Raw genomic sequence first — 23,785 nt, 5'->3', positions numbered from 1 at the left:
AAAGGTCAGACATCTTACGTATGACATGAAACTTCCATTACTTTATTTTTAGTAATATAACGAGCGTTTTATGTAAAAACTTTATACGAACTTCTGAAAGGGGCAACTACATGCAATATGTAATGAGCATTATCGGTATTCTTGTCGTTTTAGGTTTATGCTTTGCTTTGTCAAACAATAGAAGTAAAATCAACTTCCGTGCAATTGCTATTATGATTAGTTTCCAAATTTTAATCGGTTGGTTTATGTTTGGCACAAAGATCGGACAGCAAATTATCATCTTCATTAGTAAAGTTTTCAACAAACTAATTAAACTTGGTACGACAGGTGTCGATTTTCTCTTTAATGGAATTCAAAGAGATTTTGTCTTTTTCTTAAACGTATTACTAATTATCGTATTTTTCTCAGCACTACTTTCTATCTTTAGTTATTTAGGTGTTTTACCATTCATCGTTCGTATTGTCGGCGGTGCACTTTCAAAAATTACTGGTTTACCACGCGTTGAATCATTCCACGCAGTAAATTCTGTATTCTTTGGTTCTAGTGAAGCGTTAATCGTTATTAAAAATGATTTACAACATTTTAATAAAAACCGTATGTTTATCATTTGTTGTTCTGCAATGAGCTCAGTTTCTGCCTCTGTAACAGCATCATACGTTATGATGTTAGATGCGAAATATGTATTAGCGGCTCTTCCGCTAAACTTATTCTCAAGCTTAATCGTTTGTTCATTATTAACACCAGTTGATACGAAAAAAGAAGACGAAGTGGTTCAAAAATTTGATAGAAACCTATTCGGAGATAGCCTTATCGGCGCTATGATTAACGGTGCGCTTGATGGTTTAAAAGTAGCTGGTATCGTTGCTGCGTTAATGATTGCCTTCATTGGTGTTATGGAAGTTGTAAACTACGTAATTAGCGCTGCTTCAGGTGCAATGGGATATGCTGTTACTTTACAACAAATCTTCGGTTATATACTTTCTCCATTCGCATTCTTAATGGGTATTCCAACTCAAGATATTATCCCAGCTGGTGGTATTATGGGTACGAAGATTGTATTAAACGAGTTTGTAGCAATCCTTGATTTAAAAGGCGCTACTGCAACATTAGCTCCACGTACAGTTGGAATCGTTACAGTATTCTTAATTAGCTTCGCAAGTATTAGCCAAATTGGTGCGATTGTTGGTACAATCCGTGCCCTTTCTGAAAAACAAGGAAGCATCGTATCAAAATTCGGTTGGAAAATGCTATTTGCATCAACACTTGCTTCTATTTTATCTGCAACAATCGCTGGATTGTTTATTTAATAAAAAATCACCTTACTCTTTTAAGTAAGGTGATTTTTTTGATTCCTTATGAAATAGAACGGAATTCAATTACTTCCTCTTTACTAATAAGTTTTCCTTCGTGTATACCTTTTACTGAAATATCAATAATGGTTTTATCCTCTCCTTCAAGCTTACCCAAAGAAAATATATAAATTAAATTTTCTTCTTTTAGCATCCATTGCTTGCCATGCCAGGGCCCCGTTATCTTTTGTTCCAAAGATGTTTTTTCTTCTCCAACATACTGACATTCTCCAAACGAAGTTTTTACTATATTTTTCTCCGTATCAATTACTATATTTCGAAATAGCTCTAAGTTTTTACTTGAAACAATTTCTATCTCATGGTTACTTTTTTGTTTAAATTGCAGTTTTCCATCACTTGTATTAGATAAACTACTATTCTCAACGGCGTTCCTAAAAAAGTTATATTCTTCTTCTGTAATACCAAAATTAGGATGATATGGCTTCACCTGTTTATCTATATGCCCCGATATGTAGTTTACATACCACTCTTTATCATTTTTCACATGATCACTCATTTTTTTAGTAATAACCTCTACTTTTTTTAAGGTATCACGATCCATTTCAATCGTCATAATATCCGCCGTTACTTCCGCATTCATAAGGTGCGGTGGAATATACTCCTCCACACTATTCGCTTTACTCGTTTCACTTTGACAACCGACTATGAATAGCGATATGAAAAGGATATATACTAGTTTTTTATATTTCATTTCTGTTCTCCACTCCGTACATCATTCTTACTTACATTTATAGCGGTTCTTATTATAGTCCAAGATCCTGATATTTTAATAGAAACTACTCTACATATGCAAAATTGCATATTAATAAACCTTTCTCTTACTTTAAAATCAACTTAAATTATTTACCAAAATATACAAATTTCAAATGAACAATGTTATAATTTGTAAAAAATATATTGGAGGATATTATGAAAGCTCACGCCCTTTTCGACTTCTTACACTTACTAGTTTTAAGCATGAAAAGCTATTATGTATGGGGAATGCCAATCTATGTATTCATTATCCCTCTTATTTTTGTAGTAGGTTATATCATTATCAAATCAAATAAGAAACGCAAGAATACCTCTATTCAAAGTCACTAACCTACCATTCACCTAAAAGTGATATGATGAACAAGGGTATATCCCCACCTCTCTTATAGCGGTGGGGATTTTAATGTAAGTATGCAACATAATACACAATAGAAGGTGATTTTATGAGAAAATACGCAGCGATTGCTTTATGTACATCTGCTATTCTAGTAGGTTGTAATACTAGCAATATAAGCCAAGAACCTAAAAAAGAGAAAAAGGTACAAGAGGTCAAAAAACAAGAAGAGACGGTGCGGGAACAAGGTAAAATTTCTTATAATCCAATTACGCACGAATCTACAAACGCAAATATTCATATTACAGACATAAAAGATTCTTTAACCGAAGTACAATATAAAATTTGGCGCACTGCTGATGGAAAGGAAAGTGCTAAATCCTTTTCTTCTAAAGAGAAAAATCAACAATTTACACTTCCCTTTGATATAAAAGAATTTGAAGGAAAACGCGGTGAATATCAAATTGAAGCTACAGGAACAACAGAGGGCGGAAAAACTATTCCACTTACGAAATCTACTATTACTTTCGAGCAAAAAGTTCCTGTTCTTATGTACCACGCAATTGATGATTATCATGGACAAGGTATTAAAGATTTATTCGTATCGCCTGCTAACTTTGAAGCACAAATGAAGTATTTAAAAGACAATGGTTATACATTATTAACATTTGAACGCTGGAGCGATATAAATAAAGTAAACAAGCCGATTTTCGTTACATTTGATGACGGTATGAAAAATAATATGAATGCATTTCATGTTTTACAAAAACTAAAAGACGATACATTTAAACCAGCGGCAACAGAATATATGATTGTTGATAACGTTGATGTAGAAGGAGCTCTTTCTACATCTGAAATAAAAGAAATGGTTGATTCAGGTATTTTTTCTGTACAATCTCACACAGCAACACACGCAGACTTGCCGAAAATTACAAACTATGATGAAGAGTTAAAAGGATCAAAAGAAAAGCTAGAGAAAATAACAGGTAAGCCCGTTATCGCAATTGCTTATCCATTCGGTCATGTAGATGATAAAGTTGTCGCAGAAACAAAGAAACACTATCAATTTGCAACAACAACGAAGCCTGGACAATTCATTACGAAAGGTGAACCTGATGAGTTGTTAAAAATGAAGCGTGTTCGCATACACCATACAACGACTGTAGAACAATTTGCTTCTTCGATTAAATAACTATTAGAGCTCAATACATTTTGAGCTCTCTTTTTACGTTATATTTATATATATTTTTAGAATTTTCTTGTATTATATATAGTAAGAAATCTTTTAAACTAAAGGAGATTATACATATGTCATTTGAACAAACGTTAGAGAAATATGCTGCCCTTGCAGTCAATGTTGGTGTTAATATTCAACCCGGACAAACTTTATCAATCAGTGCACCTCTTGAGGCTGTACAGTTTGTACGCCTCGTTACAGAAAAAGCATATAAATCTGGTGCAAAACACGTATATGTTGATTGGAATGATGAGACGTTAACACGCTTAAAGTTCGATCTAGCTCCTGAAGAAGCTTTCTCTGAATTCCCTTCTTGGAAAGCACATGCTCGTGAAGAATTAGCAAAAGAAGGCGCTGCATTTATGTCCATCTATGCAGAGAATCCTGATCTATTAAAAGGTGTAGAACCAAAGAAAATTGCAACAGCTCATAAAGTAGCTGGAGAAGCGATGAAAGTATACCGTGATTATGTACAAGCAGATAAAGTAAGCTGGTGCGTAATTTCTGTTCCTACGAAAGAATGGGCTGCAAAAGTATTCCCTGACGTAGCGCCAGAAGAACAAGAAACAAAACTATGGGATGCTATCTTCAAAGCTACTCGTGCTGATTTAGAAAATCCTGTGGAAGCATGGAAAGAACATGATGAAACACTACATACAAAAGTAGATTACTTAAACGAAAAACATTATAAAGCTCTTCACTATACAGGCCCTGGAACAGACTTAACAATCGAACTTCCAGAGAAGCATGTATGGGCTGGTGCTGGTAGCTTAAATGAAAAGAACGTAGCATTTATGGCTAACATTCCAACTGAAGAGGTATTTACAATGCCTCTTAAAACAGGTGTGAACGGCCAAGTATCTAGCACAAAACCGTTAGCATTTGCAGGTAATATTATCGATAACTTTACATTAACATTCGAAAACGGACGTATCGTAGACTATAAAGCTGAATCTGGTGAAGAGGCTTTAAAACATTTAGTAGAAACAGATGAAGGTTCTCACTTCTTAGGCGAAGTAGCTTTAGTACCTCATGATTCACCAATTTCAAACACAAATATTTTATTCTACAATACGCTATTTGATGAAAATGCATCTTGCCACCTTGCAATCGGAAATGCTTATGCATTTAACTTAGTTGGCGGAAAAACAATGTCTAAAGAAGAACTTGCTGAAAATGGCGCAAACGCTAGTATTACACACGAAGACTTCATGATTGGATCAGCTGAGCTTGATATCGACGGCATTACAGCTGATGGAAGACATGAGCCGATCTTCCGTAAAGGTAACTGGGCGTTTTAATAAAAATAAAAGGCTATCTTCCACGCCGGAAGATAGCCTTTTATGATGCCGATGACACTTTCAGTCCAATTACTCCTAAAACAATAAAGAGAATACAAAATGCTTGGAATAAATTAATATGCTCTTTAAAAAAGTACACACTAATGATTGTAATAAGTAGCGTTCCCACACCAGACCAAATTGCATAAGCAATGCTTAAATGAATCTTTTTAACAACGATAGCAAACACGCTGAAACAAATTCCATAGAATACGAAAATAAGTACACTTGGAACAAGCTTTGTTAAACCATTCGATAACTTCATCGCAATCGTTCCAGCTACTTCAAAAATAATTGTTACGAGTAATAATAGCCAATATACCATACTAGAATCTCCTTCTCTGTTACCTTATAGAGATTCTAGTATACTACTTATAGTCCTAACGAAATATATTTAATTTCTAAATATTCCTCGATACCGAAATGGCCTCCTTCACGGCCGATACCACTTTCTTTAAAGCCTCCAAATGGTGCTTGTGCAACTGATGGAAGGCCATCGTTTAAGCCGATAATTCCGTACTCTAACGCTTCACTAATTTGGAATGCTTGGCTAATATCTTTTGTGAAAATATAAGCAGCCAAGCCATATGGTGTATTATTTGCTCGTTCGATTACTTCTTCAACTGTTTTAAATTTAGCAACTGGTGCAACCGGTCCAAATGTTTCTTCATTCATACAAAGCATCGTGTCATTTGCCAATCCAATTACCGTTGGCTGAATGAAATAACCATCTAACTCTGCAAATTTATGGCCACCGTATAAAACTTCTCCGCCCTTTTGAATTGCATCTTCAATATGTTCTTGTACTTTCGAAACTGCATTCGCATCAATAAGTGGACCTACAGTTGTTCCTTCGCCGAATCCATCTCCGACTTTCAGCTGCTCTACAGCTGTTGTGAACTTCCCTGCAAATTCTTCATACACTTCTTCTTGAACAAAGATGCGGTTTGTACATATACACGTTTGTCCTGCGTTACGGAATTTCGAACCAATTACCGCTTCTACCGCCTTATCTAAATCAGCATCATTCATAACAATAAATGGAGCGTGACCACCTAATTCAAGCGAAACCTTTTTCATCGTTTGCGCAGCGCTAGCCATTAATTCTTTTCCAATTTCAGTTGATCCTGTAAAGGAAACTTTTCGAACGCGCTCATCTTCCATCCACGTATCAGCAATTGCTTTTGCACTACCTGTTACAATATTTATTACACCTTTTGGAATATCTGCTTCATGTGCTAATTCAACTAACTTCAATGCAGTTAATGGCGTTTGACTCGCTGGTTTCACAACTGCCGTACAGCCTGCTGCAAGTGCTGGAGCTACCTTTCTCGTAATCATAGCAGCCGGGAAATTCCAAGGCGTAATAGCTGCCATAACCCCAACTGGTTGCTTCATAACTAAAATACGCTTATTCGGATGAGAAGCAGGAATCATTTCACCGTATATTCGCTTTCCTTCTTCTGCGTACCATTCAACAAAACTATTTGCATAATTCACTTCACCAAGTGCTTCTGCAAACGGCTTCCCTTGCTCTCTCGTCATGATTGCTGCAATTTCTTCTTTATTTTCATCAATGAGCGTGAACCATTTTTTTAACTTTACTGCGCGATCCGCTGCCGTTAATTTTGACCATAATTTAAAAGCCTCATGTGCAGCATCAACTGCTTGCTTTGCCTCTGTAATCCCGCCCTTTGGTACCGTTGCAAATACTTCCTTTGTCGCTGGATTATTCACTTCGATTTGTTCTTGCAGTGTAATCCACTCACCATTTATATACATCGCTTTTTTATCTAAGTTTACGAACGTCGCTTTTTTATCCAATGTTTTCTTCCTCCTCTATAAACTTCTTAATTTTCCTAGTAGCAGCAGATTGACTTATTTGCAAAAACTCAGCCACTTTATAACTTGATCCATACGTTTTATACGCTTTAAGAATAATATTTCTCTCTACCTCTTCCAGCATTCTATAAAGACTTTGTCCGGATTGTTCAACTGTGGCCTCTTGCATAGATAGTGGCAAATCTTCTACCGTTACAAAATCATCTGCAGTGATAACAATTCGTTCAATTACATTTTCAATCTCTCTATTATTTCCTTCCCAAGGGTACCCTACAAACATTTGTAACGTACTAGGAGCTAACTTTACATCCCGTCCGTACTTTTTATTAAAATGCTGTAAATAATGATAGATGAGCGGCAAAATGTCTTCTGTTCTCTCCCGAAGTGGTGGAATTGAAATTGGAATGACATTCAGACGATAGTATAAATCTTTCCGGAATGTTCCTTGTTTCACCATCGTACTTAAATCTCGATTTGTTGCCGCTACAATTCTAACGTCCACCTTTTTTAATTCTCTTCCGCCTATAGGACGAAACGTTTTTTCTTGCAATACTTGCAAAAGCTTCGCTTGAATTTCAAGCGGCATTTCACCAATTTCATCTAAGAAAAGAGTTCCTTTATGCGCTGATTCTAATAGCCCCTTTTTCCCTTCACGATTTGCACCTGTAAAAGACCCACCTGAATATCCAAAAAGCTCAGATTCGATTAAATTCGTCGGCAATGCCGCACAATTAATTTCATAGAAACTTTCATTCTTCCGGTGACTCACTTCATGCAAATGGCGTACTAATCGGCTTTTCCCCACTCCAGTCTCACCTAATACGAGAACAGTACTATCTACTACTGATACTTTTTTTATTGTTTCGATTATTTTTTGCATAGCGATACTTTTAAAAATAAGTCCTTCGTGTTCATATGTTTCTCTTAATTCTTTTTTATATGTTTTTAACTGATTATCCATTTCCTCTACCTTTTGACGTAATTGATAGAGTTCTGTAAGATCACGAGAATAACTAATCACTCTTCTTAAATTTCCCTCATCATCAAAAACAGGCCTTGTACGAACATGCAAATACTCTCCTGATTTCGTTGTTTGAACAAGTTCAACTGGCCTTTTCTTTTCAATTACTTCTAACGTTGCAGACGGATAAAAAATCCCTTCTTTTTGTAGTTCTTTTACATGCTTTCCTACTAATTCCTTAGCAGAGAGCTGGTAATGTCTTTCACACATGCTATTTACACGTACAACGATTCCTTTATCATCCGTAACAAAAATTTCGTCAAATGCATATTCAAATACATCTTGTAAATCCATCAACACTCGTTCCTTTTCTGCAACCATCCTAGCCACCCCTTACTTTAAATCCATCGATTCACTTCACTACCTTTATTATAAAGTGAATTTTCTGCATTTTATATAGAGTAAGCTAGAATGTTTTCAATTTGTTATTTATACAAATCTATTTATATTTTTTCAACACATAATTCGCTGCCTTGAAAAATACAGAATGCCATCGCAACCACACCCTCACTTTGTTTTAGCTTGGCATGGGGCAGGAAAAGGGGCTGACCGATTCTATGCATGGCCAGATGCTCTCTTTCGCCTAAAAAGAAAAGCTTTATGCCCTTTTTTAAGTTATCCCAATTCTTTATACACGAGCGATATTTGCTTGCTCATAACAAGCTTGCAATGATTCTTCAATTATTGTTAAACCTTCCTCAAGTTGCTCATCTGTAATCACTAATGGCATTAAAACACGAATAACATTTCCATATGTTCCTGCTGATAGTAGAAGTAATCCATGCTTATTTGCCTCTGCACATAAATTAGACGCTAATGTTTTATCAGGCGCTTTCGTCTTGCGATCTTGAACGAGCTCGAATGCACACATTGCCCCTAAGCCGCGCACATCACCGATGCAATTATATTTGTTTTTCATCTCTTGGAATCGGTTCATTACGACTTTCCCTACTTCTATCGCTCTATCATTTAATTTCTCTTTTTCTATTACATCAAGCACAGCTAATGCAGCCGCACATCCTAGTGGGCTTCCTGCATATGTTCCGCCCAGTTCTCCCGGTGCAGACTCATTCATAATTTCTTTACGTCCAATGACACCACTTATCGGTACACCAGCACCTAATGATTTAGATACCGTAATTAAGTCTGGAACGACATCATAATGATCAATTGCAAAGTATTTTCCAGTACGACTAAAGCCTGTTTGAATTTCATCAGCTACAAATAAAATACCGTGCTCTGAACAAATGCTGCGTACTTCTTGAACGAATTTCTTACTTGGAACGATAAATCCGCCTTCCCCTTGAACAGGTTCCATTACAACTGCTGCAATTGTTTCTGGTGCTACTTCTGATATGAAGAAGTTCTTGAACTCTTCAATGATAAAGTCATCATACTGCTCTTCTGTTAAACCTTCTGGGCGACGGTATTCATATGGGAATGGCGCTTTATATACTTCTGGAGCAAATGGGCCAAATCCAAATTTATATGGTTTTACTTTACTTGTCATCGTCATTGTCATTAATGTACGCCCATGAAACCCTTTAGAAAATGCGATAATTCCAGGTCTCTTCGTATATTTACGAGCAATCTTCACTGCATTTTCAACCGCTTCTGCCCCACTATTTAAAAACAGCACTTGTTTATCGAAATTACCTGGCGCTAATGCGGCCAGCTTTTCTGCCAATTCAATATACGGCTCATACATCATCACATTAAATCCAGTATGAATATATTGATCTACTTGTTTATGAAGCGCTTCTTTAACAGCTGGATGACAGTGTCCTACATTAATTGTCCCAATTGCTCCTGCGAAATCAATGTACTGATTTCCATCCACATCTGTTACGAGTGCACCATTTGCAGACTGTACAAATGTTGGAATACCATTACTTACTCCTTTTGGTACTATATTTTGGCGGCGTTCTAATAAAGACGCTGCTTTCGGTCCTGGAATTTGTTCATTTATTTTAGCAAATTTTTTTGTGTTCATTGTGTACCCCATCCTTTTCTATACAATGTTTTCTCTTTATATTGCAAGATGTATGCCAACTTCCTCTTTCTAGTATTCATCCCATTCTCTTACTATCTCGGCATAAAAAAATAAGTCTATAAAGACTCATATAGAGTCCTTATAGACTTATTCATTTATACATTAGACTTTCCTTGTTCCCAAATAAACTCACCTGAATGAGAAATTAAATCTTCAACAGATTGTAATACTAAATCTGCAAGTGGTTCTAGCGTTTGACGATCACCCGTACCAGATAGTACGCCAATCGCATAACAGTCGCCACCATTTTTCGCTAAATATAAATCCGTCGGTGTATCCCCGATGACTGCTACTTCACATGTCTCTAAATTAAATCTCTCACAAAACGATTCTACAATTTTTTTATCTGGCTTCTGTGCTGGAAATGTATCTGAAGCTATAACACAATCAAAAAAAGCTTCCAATTGATATTGCTTTAAAAATAATTCTGTCGGCGCGAAATCATCAGCTGTAACGACACCTAGAATAAACCCTCTATCCTTTAACGCTTGTAAAACTTTCGGTAAATCTGCCGTCATTCTCATATGTGAACGATGCTCGTACATAAGAGCAAACAACTTTTCACTCACCCATTGATGCATCTCTTCTTCTCTAGATGATGCAATATACTTACAAAGCCCCTTGGCCACATCAAGACTCGTTCCAGCAGCGAGCGCACTACGCGGATGAACAAATGCTCCATCTACGCCAATCTCTTTTAATAAAGCCTGCTGCATTGATTCTGGTAATTGATATAAATTTATACATTCTGCAACAAGCTCTTCAGCTACTTTTATCCAAATTGAATGAAAATCCATTAATGTCCCATCTTTATCAAATAGTATTGCTTTTACCTTCTCCATAGCACCGATACGATAAACTTAACTAAATCTATACAATTCAATCAAATTTACACAAGTTAGTGCTTCATCATGTTCTCGCAACCCCGAAGGGACGAGGGGTATAACACTCCGCACGAGGCAGTATCGTTACCTCATATTATCAAGCTTTTATTTTACCCATCTTGATAAATTTATCGAAGCATTTAAATCTCTATCGTGATGGCTATTGCACCCAACACAACGCCACTCACGTATTTTTAAACTCCACTGTCCTTCTGGTTGAACTGAATGGTCGTATTTTACTCCGCAACATGAGCAAATCTTGCTTGAGGCGAACCATTTATCAGCTTTTACATACTCAATGCCATACTTCTCGCACTTGTATGACAAACATTGAAAGAAGAAGTTTAATTTTTGAAATGAAAATGCTTTCGATAGTTTTTTGTTTTTTAACAGGTTAGAGATATGTAAGTCTTCCACAACAATTCTCATTGGTTTGGTTTTCACCAATTTAGCTGTTGCTTGATGGATATGGTTATTTCGGATATTCGTAATTTTCCTAGATAACCGCAGGTGCTCAGTTTTAGCTTTTTCATATCCGGCAGATTGAATTTTTACACCTTTTTTAAATCTCCTAGACATATCTCTTTGCGCTGACTTTTTCCTTTTCAAAAGTTTTTTAACCTTAGCATCTTTGTTTATATTTCGTTCTTTCGTACCATTAGAAGCTACAAACAGCTCTTTTAAACCAACATCCACACCAATCGACTCATTGGTTAGTTCTTGGGATTCAAAATCTTCTTGGAACCCTACACTAATCCACCAGTGACAACCATCAAATGTAACTCTTGGATTGGATGTTTTTTTGTTTCTTGGTAGTTGTTGGCTTGTTTTCACTTCTCCAATAGACTGAATATCAACTACTTTCTTTCCTATAATCAGTCTTTCATAATTGGCATAAAATCCTTGAATTAAATCTTTTTTGGATTTATAAGAAGTGTGATAACCATTGTTGTACTTTTCGAACGAATGTTTCCTCGCCTTGTCAAAATCTTTTGAAGCCTGTTTGGGAACTTGTGCATTGATGTCTTTTAACCACTCATATCGCTTTCGCTTCTTGATCTTTGTAAATCGTTTCTGTAAAGCTAACTGTGAAACAGATTTTCCAAATAGCTTATAGTATCTATCACTCATTCTTTTACAATAGTTATAAGCGAATCTTGCAGCACCAGCATGGTTTCTAAGCACTTTTTCTTGTTCAGGCGTTGGAATCAGTCTGACTTTCTTCGCCAATATCATCAGAATTTAACTCCTTTACTGTGCGATTATTCGGGCACTCACCTTTCAGATAATGAAAGATTTGTTCTTCTGAATAGTAGCGTGTTCCACCAGCATTCTCCTAAGACTACTAGGATACAAACCTGTTAATTCCGATACTTGACTAACTCGTGAAAATTTCATTATTATTCTCACCTCATTGAATTTACCATAATGCATAGGTTCGATAGATTCATTAAAGTTTGATAGATTTAATGAAATTTATCTCGTTCAACTAAGGGCGCAATTCCTTAGCCAGTTCTCTTATGAACTTCTCATGTTTTCACATGAGCGCAGACTATATGTTTATCTCTTTAGAGATAGAGGATTTTTCCATCACCATAGGCTTGTGATGTACTCTCGTCAGTTATACGAGATAGTCGTTGAACGTTCATCTTATCAATTTTGACTTAGACGATTCGAGGCGGAAGGCCCATTATTCTAGTGTTTAGGATTTAACCTTGCACGATCTGATTGATTTTTTCTGCTTTCGCGACATTCACGCTCGCTATTTCTAGCCACGTTGTAGTTCAATCAGCTTTAGGGATTGCCCGCAGTTAACCCTCACTACTAGCCAATCACTTGACTAGCAGGGCTTACTGATATATTTAATTAACTTTAGTTATAATTAGTTAAATAAATCGTAACAGTTAGTTACCCTACCTCTCTTTTCTTATCTCTTCTAGTGTATCAATAAAGTATGGATATAAAATAAACGAATTGTAAAAATACCATAAAAATCAAACTAACTTCCAATTTACAATTCCTCGATATAATAAAAAGGATGCCTTTACAGGGCATCCTCTTGATGTTCAGGAACAAATAGTTCCAGACAATGATATATATTTTCAAATTCCATTGGTGCATCTCCGCCATATTCACCATCTAAGTTGATCATTAATTTATCAGGTGAATGCACTTTAATACGATTCGCTTGTGTATATAGTACTTTCGGATTGTTAATATGTTCCCCACGCTGCGCTTGTGTTGCTGCTTTAATTAAATCAGCGATAGAACCTTTTTTCAGTACTAATAAATCAAATAATCCATCGTTAATAGATGCATATGGTGCTACTTTTTCGAATCCACCAACTGAACGAGTATTCGTAATTAAAAACATCGTAATTTCTTCTTGTAGCAACTTCCCATCATACTCAATTTCAACATATGTTGGATGTAATGATGGTAACATTTCGATTCCTTTTAAATAGTAAGCGAGTTGGCCTAATACCGTTTTTAGCTTGCTTGGTACTTCATATGTTAATTCTGTAATACGGCCGCCACCAGCGATATTAATGAAATATGTATCATTTGCTCTACCAAGATCTAACGGTACCGTTGTTCCTTCACAAATAATATCCGCAGCCTCTTCAATAACACGAGGTACACCGATCGCACGCGCAAAATCATTTGTCGTTCCAACTGGAATAATTCCAAACTTTGGACGATGCTCATGTCCTACTAAACCGTTCACTACTTCATTTAACGTACCATCACCACCAGCTGCGATAACAACATCAAACTTACGATCCGCAGCTTGCCTCGCTGCCACAGTCGCATCTCCAGGACCAGTTGTCGCATGACAAGACGCTTCATATCCAGCTTGTTCTAATTTTTGTAATACTTCTGGTAAGCTCTTCTTAAATAGCTCGCGCCCAGAAGTAGGATTATAAATAATTCTTGCTCGCTTCATCATTTATTAGCACAGGAAATTCCTTATTCATTGAAAAACGAATACACCGAACCCTTATTCAGTATCCCTATGCTTACCTCCTCTCATCTTCCTATCCTTCTTTAATTCCGCTCAAACAGGCAGTAAGAACCCGATTCGTGTAGCCCATCAAAAGTAACTATTCACTCCTGATAGTTTTGCTTTATTTAACCAAGAAATTTATCCCGCTATTTGCGGGCAGTAAAACTCTCACATCAATTTACATATAATGAATAATAATTATCTATTATTTCATGAGATGAAAAAACTCTCTATGTCTAGATTTATCATTATTCCCACCTTTTTGCAACTATCATACCATAGTTGCTATACAAACATTTTTTCACTTTTGACAGTTAATCAAACGTTTGTTTAAATTATTTTTCACCATTTAAACAAACGTTTGATTAACTCAGAAAAAACACCCAAATACGGGTGTTTTTTCTGTTTAATCTTTAAGAATCTATACTATTTTAGCGTTCAAAAATAAGAATTCTTCTCTTTTTTTAGCGCTTATTAATCTCTTCAAGTAAGATTTTATTAACAAGCGGTGGATTTGCTTGTCCTTTTGTAGCTTTCATAATTTGACCAACTAAGAAGCCAATTGCACGGTCTTTACCGTTTTTAAAGTCTTCAATAGATTGCTCATTATTATCAAGAATTTCTGTTACAACCTTACGAAGTGTTCCTTCGTCAGAAATTTGAACCAGACCTTTCGCTTTAACGATTTCTTCTGGGTCTCCACCTTTTTCAATTAATTCATTAAATACTTTCTTCGCGATTTTAGAAGAAATTGTACCTTTTTCAATTAATTGAACCATTTTAGCTAAGCCAGCTGGTGTTAATGCAACGTCTTTTAATTCTTTTTGTTGTTTGTTTAAGTATGCAAGTACTTCACCCATTAACCAGTTTGATGTTAATTTCGCATCAGCACCGTCTGCAACTGTTGCTTCAAAGAAATCAGACATCTCTTTCGTTAATGTCAATACATGCGCATCATAAGCTGGTAAGCCAACTTCTTCAACATAGCGAGCTTTACGTGCATCTGGAAGTTCTGGAATAGAAGCACGAATTTCTTCTTTCCACTCATCGTCGATGTAAAGTTCAACTAAGTCTGGCTCTGGGAAGTAACGGTAATCGTCAGATCCTTCTTTTATACGCATTAAGATTGTTTTCTTCGTTGCTTCATCATAACGACGTGTTTCTTGTTGGATGATACCACCAGATAATAATTCTTTTTCTTGGCGCACTTGCTCATGCTCAAGACCTTTTTGCACGTAAGTGAAAGAGTTTAAGTTTTTCAGTTCTGCTTTTGTACCGAACTTCTCTTGTCCAACTGGACGAAGTGAAATATTCGCATCACAACGAAGAGAACCTTCTTCCATCTTACAATCAGATACACCTGTATATTGAATGATTGATTTTAACTTCTCTAAGTACGCATATGCTTCTTCTGGAGTACGCATATCTGGCTCAGATACGATCTCGATTAAAGGCATACCTTGACGGTTGTAGTCTACTAATGAACCGTCAGCTGCATGCGTTGATTTACCAGCATCTTCTTCTAAATGAAGACGTGTAATACCGATACGTTTCTTTTTACCGTCTACTTCGATTTCAATCCAACCATTTTCACCAATTGGCTTATCAAATTGAGAGATTTGGTAAGCTTTCGGATTATCTGGGTAGAAATAGTTTTTACGGTCGAACTTCGTTTCCGTTGCGATTTCACAGTTTAATGCCATTGCGGCTTTCATTGCAAAGTTAACTGCTTCCTTATTTAAAGTAGGAAGTACCCCTGGGTATCCTAAGTCAATTACACTTGTTTGTGTATTTGGCTCCGCTCCGAATTCTGTTGGACTCGCAGAGAAAATTTTCGAATTTGTTTTTAACTCAACGTGAACCTCTAAACCAATAATTGTTTCTAAATTCATCTATGCTCGCCTCCTTACAGACTTGCTTTTTTTGTATGATAGTCTGTTGCTTGCTCAAACGCATGTGCAACGCGGTAAATCGTCGTTTCATCGAAGTGTTTACCAATGATTTGTAGACCAAGTGGCATGTTGTTAGCACCGAATCCACATGGAACAGAAATCGCTGGAACACCCGCTAAGTTTACTGGAATTGTTAAAATGTCATTTGCATACATTGTCATTGGATCGTCCACTTTTTCGCCCACTTTAAATGCTGGAGTTGGTGTTGTTGGTCCAATAATAACATCGTAGTTAGCAAATACATTTTCAAAGTCATTTTTAATTAATGTACGTACTTGTTGTGCTTTTTTGTAATATGCATCATAGTAACCAGAGCTAAGAGCAAATGTACCAAGCATAATACGACGTTTTACTTCATCACCGAAACCTTCGCTACGTGTGTTTTTGTAAAGATCTAATAAGTTATTTACATTATCAGAACGAACACCGTAACGTACGCCATCAAAGCGTGAAAGGTTCGCGGATGCTTCAGAAGAAGATAATAAGTAATACGTTGCTAGAGCGTATTTAGAGTGCGGAAGAGATACTTCCTCCCAAGTTGCGCCCATACCTTCTAATACTTTTAAAGCAGCTAGTACTGACTCACGAGCTTCTTCGCCAACACCTTCGCCTAAGTATTCTTTTGGTACAGCAATACGTAAACCTTTAACATCACCTGTTAAACCAGCTAAGTAGTTTCCTACTTCAACGTTTGCAGAAGTTGCATCCATACGGTCAATACCTGAAATAGCTTGTAATAAGTATGCATTGTCTTCTACTGTACGTGTAATCGGTCCGATTTGGTCAAGTGAAGATGCGAATGCTACTAATCCGTAACGAGATACGCGTCCGTAAGTTGGTTTTAAACCTACAACGCCACAATATGCAGCTGGCTGACGGATAGAACCACCCGTATCAGAACCTAGAGAGAATAATACTTCTCCTGCTGCTACTGCTGCTGCAGAACCACCACTAGATCCGCCTGGAACGTAATCTAAGTTCCATGGATTTTTTGTAGCGTAGAAGCCTGAGTTTTCATTTGAAGAACCCATTGCGAACTCGTCCATATTTAATTTACCGATTGTAACTGTGTCAGCAGCTTTTAGCTTTTGTACAACTGTCGCATCGTAAATTGGATCGAAGTTTGCTAATATTTTGCTCGCACAAGTTGTACGAAGACCGTTAGTTACAATGTTATCTTTTACACCAATTGGCATACCGAATAATAAACCATTATCCTCAGCACCAATCTTTGCATCTAATTCTTTCGCTTTCGCGCGTGCATTTTCTTCATCTAATGTAAGAAAAGCTTTTACGTTATCTTCAACATCCGAAATACGTTTGTAAGATTCTTCTACTAAATCCGTAACGGAAATTTCTTTGTTGTTTAACTTCTTATGTAACTCTGATACAGAATGATCAAATAATGACATCGAAATTCCCTCCTCTATTCTAATACTGCTGGAACACGGATTTGATTATCTTTGTGATCCGGTGCATTTTTTAATACTTCTTCTACTGGTAAACCTTTTTCTGGCACATCTTCACGCATAACATTTTTCATAGTTAATACATGAGTTGTTGGTTTTACATCAGTTGTATCTAATTCATTTAACTGTTCTGCAAATGTAACAATTGCATCTAGTTGTTTTTGAAATTTTTCTGCTTCTTGATCAGTAATTGCAAGACGTGCTAAATGTGCTACGTGCTTTACATTCTCAACGGAAATTCTTGACACGGCTAGGCCACCTCCATAATATATCGTTCAATCTACAATACTATTGATGATACCAAATTTTCAGTACTTCAAGCAAGTCAACACACGGCACTTACGGCATTTTTACATAAAAAAAGAAAGGCAAGTGCCTTTCTTTACAATTTACTCTTTATCTAACGATTTATTTTTCGGAAATCTTTCATTATCTTCCTCATTATCACGAATTGTTTTTTGTAATACAAAACAAGACATCGTTAAAAATAATGTTCCGATTAAATAGTACCCTTTTACACTAAGCGTTTCATCTAACGTGTAAATCCCAATTAGCATTCCTGAAAGCGCACAAACAAATGAAGTCCATGCTAAAAACGTGAACGCTTGCGTATTTCGTCTTCTCATCGTTCTCCCCCTCGTTAGCTGTACACCTATTATAGATAAATATATTTATCACAATGGGTTTTTATGTAAAATCATTTTTCTATTTATTAATCTATCACAAAAAATTTCTATTTTGAAGATAATTTTCTTTCTAATCTGAAAAAACAGTTAAAAACATTGACATTTATTTCAATTCCACATAAAATAAAAACAAATATTACGAACCTCGAAATATACGGGAGTGGAAATAATTGTTGCAATATGAACATTTTTTAGACTTACTGCTAGATAACGCCAAGAAACTTTTCTATCCTGAAGAATGGGTAAGCCTTGATTTAACACTTTCCAAGACAGAAGTATTTTGTTTACTTTGGATGGAGCGAAATACGGATATTACAATGACAAAAATCGCTGATCTTCTTGATATACCGATGAGTACAACAACGGGCGTTGTAAATCGCCTTGTAAAAAAGGGATATATTGAACGCTACCGGAATGAAAGCGATCGACGCATTGTATTAATTCGTTTAACAGAAAACGGCATAATGCTCGTTCAAGAAGTAAAACAAAATGCGGCCCATTACTTTAGCCTAGTGACAGATGCATTGTCAGAAGAAGAAAAAGCATTCTTACTACAAATATTCCAAAAGATCATGAATCACATTGCTACGTCACAGCAAAAAACAGAAGAAAAGGTTTCTACACCTAAAATGAAAAACATTCCGATTGAATAAAGTGAAACTTTAATCAGTGGGGGTTTTTCTCATCCCTCACTGATTATTAGTTGAACCAATCGGGCATTTACGGACAGTTGACCTCCCACCTAATTTCTTTGCTCCAGTCGAATTTTTGGGCGGGAGTCTTACTGCCCGTTAATGCGGGATAAGACCCTAGTTGGGTTTTTATTCAATTAAATATTTCGACACTCGTAATATTCGATACTCGAAACAAAGGGGATAGAATAATGAGAATTATTTTGTATACAGGTAAAGGCGGCGTTGGAAAAACTAGCATTTCAGCAGCAACAGCAATCCAAAGTGCAAAACAAGGATTAAAAACATTAGTAATGAGTACAGATCCTGCTCATAGTTTAGGGGATTCATTTGGCATAAAACTATCTTCTGAGCCACTAGAAATTCGCGAAAACTTGTGGGCACAAGAAATTAACACTATTTATGAAATGGAAAAAGGCTGGGGGAAATTGCAGAAATATATTACACTACTCTTCACTTCCAAAGCAGCTGATGATATTACAACAGAAGAATTAACGATGTTCCCTGGTATGGAAGATTTAATTAGCTTACTTCGAGTACTCGATTACTATAAACACAACACTTACGACGTCATCATTATTGATTGCGCACCGACTGGAGAAACTTTAGCAATGCTTAGCTTTCCAGACATGCTCGGCTGGTGGATGGAAAAACTCTTTCCTATTAAAAGGAAGATTTTAAAAGTTGTTCGTCCTGTAGCTCAACCACTTCTTGGTGTCCCCCTTCCAACTGATGATATTATGGACGAATTAACGAATACGCTTGAACAACTTGGAGAAATGAGAGATATTTTATCAAACCGAGAAGTAACGAGTATTCGCGTTGTTGTAAATCCTGAAAAAATGGTCATTAAAGAAGCTCAGCGTAGTTTTACTTATTTAAACTTATACGATTATAACGTAGATGCCATTATGATTAACCGCGTCATCCCTAACACTGTTACCGACCCTTACTTTCAGGCATGGAAAGATACACAAAAGAAATATAAGGCGTTAATTAAAGATAGTTTTCAGCCACTTCCTATTTACGAAGCTCCCATGTTTGAACAAGAAGTTGTTGGTTTACCTATGTTAGAGCGTGTAGGAAATGCTTTATTTAAATCAGACCCTTCTCCTACTGAAGTGAAATTTAATGGCCGCACACAATATGTAAAAAAAGATGGCGATGAGTATATTTTCGTTCTGTCCATTCCCTTCTCAAACAAAAGTGAACTTTCATTAAATCAAAAAGGTGATGAACTTATTATTCGAGCCGGCTCTATGAAGCGAAATATCACCTTACCAAAAACATTAACACACCTTTCTATTCAAGGAGCTAAGTTTGAAGATGATGTACTAAACATTCGGTTTGGAGGTGTAGTACATGCATGATGAATTACTAAGAAAGGTAATTCGTACAAAAATAAAAATCGGTATGCGTATATTAGAAGAGCTACCGAATCCGATTCAGCAATCAGCTAAGCACGCACTAAATATTTTGCAAGAGGAGCTCTCCTCTTATGCTGAAGAACAACCGCAACCTGAGAGTAATTTAAAAAGCATCATAATTGAATAACCATACCCTTGTAGAAAGCCTTTTCTTATAGGCTTTCTATCCCTTTATTGGAGCTGATATAAGTTGATTAAAACATCTTCAACAAGACATTTCACCACTAATACAATCTGGCTAATCCCCCTTCTATTCTTTTTTCATAACCTTGAAGAAGCTTTCCAAATGCCACAATATATCGCTAATCGATTTTCGATCCATTTTATAACTAACAAACAATTTTTCATTGCAATTTCCATATTAACAACCCTCGTCTTACTCATAGTCATTCTATATCAATTAAGCATCATATCTTCTATTTATTTGATCATTTTTATACAGGGCTGTATCTTCTTTAACGCCGTTCAGCATATTATCTTGTATTTCATTTATCGTTCTTATAATCCAGGAGTAATCTCAGCATCTATCATTATCCTATTTTCTCTTTTCTTATTTTCATCAAAGAAACTATTAATCCCTAAAAAGAAATTAGCAAGTACACTCATTTTTAGTTTAATCTCTTACCCAATCATAATTTGGATTTCCTTATTATTAGCCAGCTGCTTTAATTAAAAAAAGACCAGGAAAACTCCTGGTCCATCACTCTACTTAACAAACATTGGATTCTATGTTATACAAAATTAGAAGGTACAGAATTAGGGTTTTGTTTGTTAAGTAGATTATATGTTGAACGAGCTAACAGCGGAGGGGTTCCTACTGTTAGTCGTTAAACTCAATAATTATTTTACGATTTTTTCAAGCTCATCAAGTGAAAGATCTACTGAAATTGAACCATCATTTGTTTCTTTCTTAATTGCATCTGTTACTTCTTTTGAATGGTATAACTCAATTACTTTTTTCAGTGTTGGATCATTTTTATCTTTCGTACGAGCTGCGAAAATATTAATATAGGCCTTTGCATTTTCATTATTTGGATCTTCTAAGAAAATTGGATCCTTCGCTGGGTCTAATCCAGCTTGACCAGCAACACCGTTATTAATAACTGAAGCCGCTACATCTTTTAACACACGAGGTGTTTGCTGTGCGATAACCGGTGTAACTTTTAGCTTCTTCGGATTTTCAGCGATACCGCTTGGATCCCCAAATAGACCAAAATCTTTCTTAAGCTTTAATAATCCAGCTGCATCGAGAAGTTTTAATGCACGTGCTTGGTTCGTTGGATCATTCGGAATAGCAATTTCCGAACCATCTGGGATTTCATTTGCTTTCTTATATTTTTCAGAGTATAAGCCCATCGGTGCAATTTGCGTTGTACCAACAGCTGTAATATCTAACTTATGCTCCTTTTTAAATTGCTCTAAGAAAGCAATGTGCTGGAATGAGTTTAGTTCAATATCTCCATCAGCTAACGCTTTGTTGGGTGTTGTGTAATCAGAGAACTCAACCAGTTTAATTTTAATTCCTTCTTTTTCAGCTTTTTTCTTTAAAATTTCCCAAACGTCTCCATCTGTTCCAGTTACACCGACGCGAACTACTTTCTCTTTCGCTCCTGCACCTGTATCTCCACCTGAGCAGCCGCTTAACGCTGTAATTCCTACGATCGCTGATAATGCAAAGGCTAAAATTTTCTTCATTTTCTTTTCCCCTCTTCCTTTTTATGATCTGCGTAAAAAGACTTTCGCAAAGTAGTTCCCTAAATTTTGAGCTACCTGTACAAGAATAATAAGTAAAACGACCGTTACAAACATAACTGACGTATCAAAGCGTTGATAACCATATGTCATTGCTAAGTCACCAAGACCGCCACCACCGACAAGTCCTGCGACTGCAGAAAATTCAATTAAACCGACCGTCATAAACGTGACACCTAGGATCAATGGTGCTAAAGCTTCTGGTACAAGGATTTCAAAAACAATTCTAAGTGGTGAAGCGCCCATTGCTTGTGCTGCTTCAATTACTCCTTTCGGAACAGAAACAAGATTTGTTTCAACCATTCTAGCAATACCAATTGATGCAACTAACGTCATTGGGAAGATTGCTGCAGCCGTTCCAATCGTCGTTCCAATAACACTTCTTGTTAGTGGGCTTAAAGCTACTAAAAAGATAATGAATGGAACCGGACGAATTGTATTAATTATGATATTAAGAATAGAAAAGACCCATTTATTTTCTAAAAAATTTCCTTTTCTCGTTACATACAACAGTAAACCTAGAGGTATACCGAGAATTGTAGCGAATATAAGGGTTACAATTACCATTAAGAGGGTATCCCCCGTCGCATCTAATATGCGAGGCCAAAATATACTCCAATCAACTCGCATGAGCTTCTACCTCCTTCAGCTGCACTTGCAGTCTTAGATGTTGTAATGCTTTTTGAATTTCTTTCTGTTCACCTTGTAGTTCTACAAGAAGATTTCCAAATAGCACATTTTGGAGTTCAATAATATTTCCATAAAGAACATTTACATCGACGTTATAGTTTTTCGCAATATATGATAGTACAGGCTGCCCTGTCTCTTCCCCAGTAAAAGTCAGGCGATAAATTTGACCTCCGTTTTGAATTTTCGCTAGAACACTTTCTGGTAAGTGATCATTAATAACAGAGCGTACAAAATTTTGAGTTGTCTTTGTTTTTGGTTGTGTGAAAACGTCAAACAGTTTTCCTTCTTCAATTACTTTTCCTTTTTCCATAACGGCTACACGGTGACAAATTTCTTTCACAACGTGCATTTCATGTGTAATAAGTAGGATCGTTAAATTGTACTCTCTATTTACTTTCTTTAATAAATTTAAGATTTCTGTTGTTGTTTCCGGATCTAAAGCTGATGTTGCCTCATCACATATGAGAATATCCGGTGATGTCGCAAGTGCTCTTGCAATCCCAACACGCTGCTTTTGTCCACCTGATAACTGTTCTGGATAATAGTTCGCTTTATCTTCTAAACCAACAAATTTTAGTAGTTCATTCACTCTTTCTTTTATCTCATTCTTCGGCAATTTCGCTAACCTTAATGGATAAGCAATGTTCCCAAACACCGTTCTTGAATTAAATAGATTAAAGCTTTGGAAAATCATCCCAATTCTTTGTCTCAGTTTCCGTAATTCTTTCGCCGATAATGATGTAATATCTTTATCATCTATTGAAATTGTTCCTGCAGTTGGTCTTTCTAACATATTTACTAAACGTAATAACGTACTCTTTCCAGCACCACTAAATCCGATAATGCCAAAAATTTCGCCCTTTTCAACTGACAGCGTTACATCCTCAACCGCATGAACAGATTGCCCACCTGATTCATATACTTTACTTACATTGTTAAAAGAAATCATTTTCTTCCCTCCTATATGCTGTAAAAACTTGAAGTAGAGCTTTCGAGGTAAAATAAAAAGTGCTCTCCTTCTTATCAGTAATAAAAGATAAGAAGGAGAGCACTTTTATATGTACTCATTCACATCTTCTCATCTTCCAAGCCTTTATAGGCTTGCTGGAGTTAGCACGGTATTAAAAAACCCGTTGCTGAGGTATCGTAGGGCCAGTCCCTCCACCTCTCTGGATAAGAGTGTATCGATTTAATTGTCGTTTAATTAAGTCTTATTATAGAACTCAGAATAATGAGAGTCAATACAATTTTTAGAAAAAATATTAATTATTTCTCT

Annotated in this window: 22 protein-coding genes and 1 riboswitch; of the genes, 7 read left to right on the top strand and 15 right to left on the bottom strand. The window is 36.2% G+C overall.

The window, feature by feature from the left end:
• Positions 1-110 precede the first annotated feature (110 nt).
• Positions 111-1,307, top strand: a complete 1,197-nt coding sequence (locus tag SB773_RS10660) for a NupC/NupG family nucleoside CNT transporter (protein WP_002010061.1) — start codon at positions 111-113, stop codon at positions 1,305-1,307.
• Positions 1,308-1,353: 46 nt separating this feature from the next.
• Here SB773_RS10660 and SB773_RS10655 read toward each other — a convergent pair whose 3' ends face one another.
• Positions 1,354-2,061, bottom strand: coding sequence for a hypothetical protein (locus SB773_RS10655; RefSeq protein ID WP_131246564.1), 708 nt, complete (start codon positions 2,059-2,061; stop codon positions 1,354-1,356).
• Between the two features lie 505 nt (positions 2,062-2,566).
• Between SB773_RS10655 and SB773_RS10650 the strand changes: the two genes are divergently transcribed.
• Complete coding sequence (locus tag SB773_RS10650; protein WP_410589833.1) at positions 2,567-3,649, top strand: polysaccharide deacetylase family protein; 1,083 nt, start codon at positions 2,567-2,569, stop codon at positions 3,647-3,649.
• A gap of 116 nt (positions 3,650-3,765) precedes the next feature.
• Positions 3,766-4,995 (top strand): aminopeptidase, encoded by a 1,230-nt coding sequence (locus SB773_RS10645; protein WP_002010058.1) that lies wholly within the window; start codon positions 3,766-3,768, stop codon positions 4,993-4,995.
• A 40-nt stretch (positions 4,996-5,035) separates the two neighbouring features.
• On the opposite strand, the gene SB773_RS10640 is transcribed toward SB773_RS10645, so the two are convergent.
• The 11 genes from SB773_RS10640 to SB773_RS10590 all read right to left on the bottom strand — a co-directional run bounded on the left by SB773_RS10640 (position 5,036) and on the right by SB773_RS10590 (position 17,888).
• Positions 5,036-5,359: a DMT family transporter gene (locus SB773_RS10640; protein WP_000263259.1), complete on the bottom strand. Its 324-nt coding sequence runs from the start codon at positions 5,357-5,359 to the stop codon at positions 5,036-5,038.
• A 47-nt stretch (positions 5,360-5,406) separates the two neighbouring features.
• On the bottom strand, positions 5,407-6,858 hold the full coding sequence (gabD, locus tag SB773_RS10635; RefSeq protein WP_002139416.1) for an NADP-dependent succinate-semialdehyde dehydrogenase: 1,452 nt from the start codon (positions 6,856-6,858) through the stop codon (positions 5,407-5,409).
• Positions 6,851-8,218: a sigma-54 interaction domain-containing protein gene (locus SB773_RS10630; RefSeq protein WP_002029493.1), complete on the bottom strand. Its 1,368-nt coding sequence runs from the start codon at positions 8,216-8,218 to the stop codon at positions 6,851-6,853. Before SB773_RS10630 ends, gabD begins: the two co-directional genes overlap by 8 nt.
• A 307-nt stretch (positions 8,219-8,525) precedes the next feature.
• Positions 8,526-9,890 (bottom strand): 4-aminobutyrate--2-oxoglutarate transaminase, encoded by a 1,365-nt coding sequence (gene gabT / locus SB773_RS10625; RefSeq protein ID WP_328007649.1) that lies wholly within the window; start codon positions 9,888-9,890, stop codon positions 8,526-8,528.
• Positions 9,891-10,045: 155 nt separating this feature from the next.
• Complete coding sequence (locus SB773_RS10620) at positions 10,046-10,792, bottom strand: HAD family hydrolase (RefSeq protein ID WP_002091328.1); 747 nt, start codon at positions 10,790-10,792, stop codon at positions 10,046-10,048.
• Positions 10,793-10,939: 147 nt separating this feature from the next.
• Entirely contained in the window at positions 10,940-12,070 is a 1,131-nt protein-coding gene (locus SB773_RS10615; protein WP_410589829.1) for an RNA-guided endonuclease InsQ/TnpB family protein, read from the bottom strand.
• Positions 12,071-12,878: 808 nt separating this feature from the next.
• A complete protein-coding gene (locus SB773_RS10610; protein ID WP_002010051.1) occupies positions 12,879-13,784 on the bottom strand; it encodes a diacylglycerol kinase in 906 nt (301 codons plus the stop codon).
• 521 nt (positions 13,785-14,305) lie between these two features.
• Positions 14,306-15,733, bottom strand: coding sequence for an Asp-tRNA(Asn)/Glu-tRNA(Gln) amidotransferase subunit GatB (gene gatB / locus SB773_RS10605; protein ID WP_002010050.1), 1,428 nt, complete (start codon positions 15,731-15,733; stop codon positions 14,306-14,308).
• Positions 15,734-15,747: 14 nt separating this feature from the next.
• A complete protein-coding gene (gene gatA, locus SB773_RS10600) occupies positions 15,748-17,205 on the bottom strand; it encodes an Asp-tRNA(Asn)/Glu-tRNA(Gln) amidotransferase subunit GatA (protein WP_002010048.1) in 1,458 nt (485 codons plus the stop codon).
• Positions 17,206-17,219: 14 nt separating this feature from the next.
• Entirely contained in the window at positions 17,220-17,510 is a 291-nt protein-coding gene (gene gatC, locus SB773_RS10595; RefSeq protein WP_000086999.1) for an Asp-tRNA(Asn)/Glu-tRNA(Gln) amidotransferase subunit GatC, read from the bottom strand.
• Positions 17,511-17,651: 141 nt separating this feature from the next.
• Positions 17,652-17,888, bottom strand: a complete 237-nt coding sequence (locus SB773_RS10590; RefSeq protein ID WP_002029490.1) for a YiaA/YiaB family inner membrane protein — start codon at positions 17,886-17,888, stop codon at positions 17,652-17,654.
• Between the two features lie 230 nt (positions 17,889-18,118).
• Here SB773_RS10590 and SB773_RS10585 point away from each other — a divergent pair, with 230 nt between their 5' ends.
• From SB773_RS10585 to SB773_RS10570, 4 genes are all read left to right on the top strand, one after another.
• On the top strand, positions 18,119-18,601 hold the full coding sequence (locus tag SB773_RS10585) for a MarR family winged helix-turn-helix transcriptional regulator (RefSeq protein ID WP_016103207.1): 483 nt from the start codon (positions 18,119-18,121) through the stop codon (positions 18,599-18,601).
• Between the two features lie 227 nt (positions 18,602-18,828).
• Positions 18,829-20,010, top strand: a complete 1,182-nt coding sequence (locus tag SB773_RS10580) for an ArsA family ATPase (protein ID WP_002124897.1) — start codon at positions 18,829-18,831, stop codon at positions 20,008-20,010.
• A complete protein-coding gene (locus SB773_RS10575) occupies positions 20,003-20,194 on the top strand; it encodes a DUF3926 domain-containing protein (RefSeq protein ID WP_002091335.1) in 192 nt (63 codons plus the stop codon). The genes SB773_RS10580 and SB773_RS10575 overlap by 8 nt, the downstream gene beginning before the upstream one ends.
• A gap of 63 nt (positions 20,195-20,257) precedes the next feature.
• Positions 20,258-20,740, top strand: a complete 483-nt coding sequence (locus SB773_RS10570) for an HXXEE domain-containing protein (RefSeq protein WP_098636050.1) — start codon at positions 20,258-20,260, stop codon at positions 20,738-20,740.
• A gap of 167 nt (positions 20,741-20,907) precedes the next feature.
• Here the strand turns inward: SB773_RS10570 and SB773_RS10565 are convergent, their stop codons facing one another.
• Genes SB773_RS10565 through SB773_RS10555 form a run of 3 tightly spaced genes read right to left on the bottom strand, consistent with a single transcriptional unit; the run spans position 20,908 to position 23,458 of the window.
• Positions 20,908-21,762: a MetQ/NlpA family ABC transporter substrate-binding protein gene (locus tag SB773_RS10565; RefSeq protein ID WP_002029488.1), complete on the bottom strand. Its 855-nt coding sequence runs from the start codon at positions 21,760-21,762 to the stop codon at positions 20,908-20,910.
• A gap of 21 nt (positions 21,763-21,783) precedes the next feature.
• Entirely contained in the window at positions 21,784-22,449 is a 666-nt protein-coding gene (locus SB773_RS10560; RefSeq protein WP_002091343.1) for a methionine ABC transporter permease, read from the bottom strand.
• Positions 22,439-23,458: a methionine ABC transporter ATP-binding protein gene (locus tag SB773_RS10555; protein ID WP_002029486.1), complete on the bottom strand. Its 1,020-nt coding sequence runs from the start codon at positions 23,456-23,458 to the stop codon at positions 22,439-22,441. The genes SB773_RS10560 and SB773_RS10555 overlap by 11 nt, the downstream gene beginning before the upstream one ends.
• A 126-nt stretch (positions 23,459-23,584) precedes the next feature.
• Positions 23,585-23,689, bottom strand: a riboswitch (SAM riboswitch).
• Positions 23,690-23,785: the final 96 nt, after the last annotated feature.

The organism is Bacillus sp. SIMBA_074 (assembly GCF_046534555.1).
GTDB classification, from domain to species: domain Bacteria; phylum Bacillota; class Bacilli; order Bacillales; family Bacillaceae_G; genus Bacillus_A; species Bacillus_A mycoides.
Note: the sequence above shows the minus strand (reverse complement) of the source record. Positions and strands in the feature narration are given on the sequence as shown.

Coding starts and splice junctions, on each gene's coding strand:
- SB773_RS10660 (WP_002010061.1), top strand. CDS start 111: ATGCAATATGTAATGAGCATTATCGGTATTCTTGTCGTTTTAGGTTTA.
- SB773_RS10655 (WP_131246564.1), bottom strand. CDS start 2,061: ATGAAATATAAAAAACTAGTATATATCCTTTTCATATCGCTATTCATA.
- SB773_RS10650 (WP_410589833.1), top strand. CDS start 2,567: ATGAGAAAATACGCAGCGATTGCTTTATGTACATCTGCTATTCTAGTA.
- SB773_RS10645 (WP_002010058.1), top strand. CDS start 3,766: ATGTCATTTGAACAAACGTTAGAGAAATATGCTGCCCTTGCAGTCAAT.
- SB773_RS10640 (WP_000263259.1), bottom strand. CDS start 5,359: ATGGTATATTGGCTATTATTACTCGTAACAATTATTTTTGAAGTAGCT.
- SB773_RS10630 (WP_002029493.1), bottom strand. CDS start 8,218: ATGGTTGCAGAAAAGGAACGAGTGTTGATGGATTTACAAGATGTATTT.
- gabT (WP_328007649.1), bottom strand. CDS start 9,890: ATGAACACAAAAAAATTTGCTAAAATAAATGAACAAATTCCAGGACCG.
- SB773_RS10620 (WP_002091328.1), bottom strand. CDS start 10,792: ATGGAGAAGGTAAAAGCAATACTATTTGATAAAGATGGGACATTAATG.
- SB773_RS10615 (WP_410589829.1), bottom strand. CDS start 12,070: ATGATATTGGCGAAGAAAGTCAGACTGATTCCAACGCCTGAACAAGAA.
- SB773_RS10610 (WP_002010051.1), bottom strand. CDS start 13,784: ATGATGAAGCGAGCAAGAATTATTTATAATCCTACTTCTGGGCGCGAG.
- gatB (WP_002010050.1), bottom strand. CDS start 15,733: ATGAATTTAGAAACAATTATTGGTTTAGAGGTTCACGTTGAGTTAAAA.
- gatA (WP_002010048.1), bottom strand. CDS start 17,205: ATGTCATTATTTGATCATTCTGTATCAGAGTTACATAAGAAGTTAAAC.
- SB773_RS10590 (WP_002029490.1), bottom strand. CDS start 17,888: ATGAGAAGACGAAATACGCAAGCGTTCACGTTTTTAGCATGGACTTCA.
- SB773_RS10575 (WP_002091335.1), top strand. CDS start 20,003: ATGCATGATGAATTACTAAGAAAGGTAATTCGTACAAAAATAAAAATC.
- SB773_RS10565 (WP_002029488.1), bottom strand. CDS start 21,762: ATGAAGAAAATTTTAGCCTTTGCATTATCAGCGATCGTAGGAATTACA.
- SB773_RS10560 (WP_002091343.1), bottom strand. CDS start 22,449: ATGCGAGTTGATTGGAGTATATTTTGGCCTCGCATATTAGATGCGACG.
- SB773_RS10555 (WP_002029486.1), bottom strand. CDS start 23,458: ATGATTTCTTTTAACAATGTAAGTAAAGTATATGAATCAGGTGGGCAA.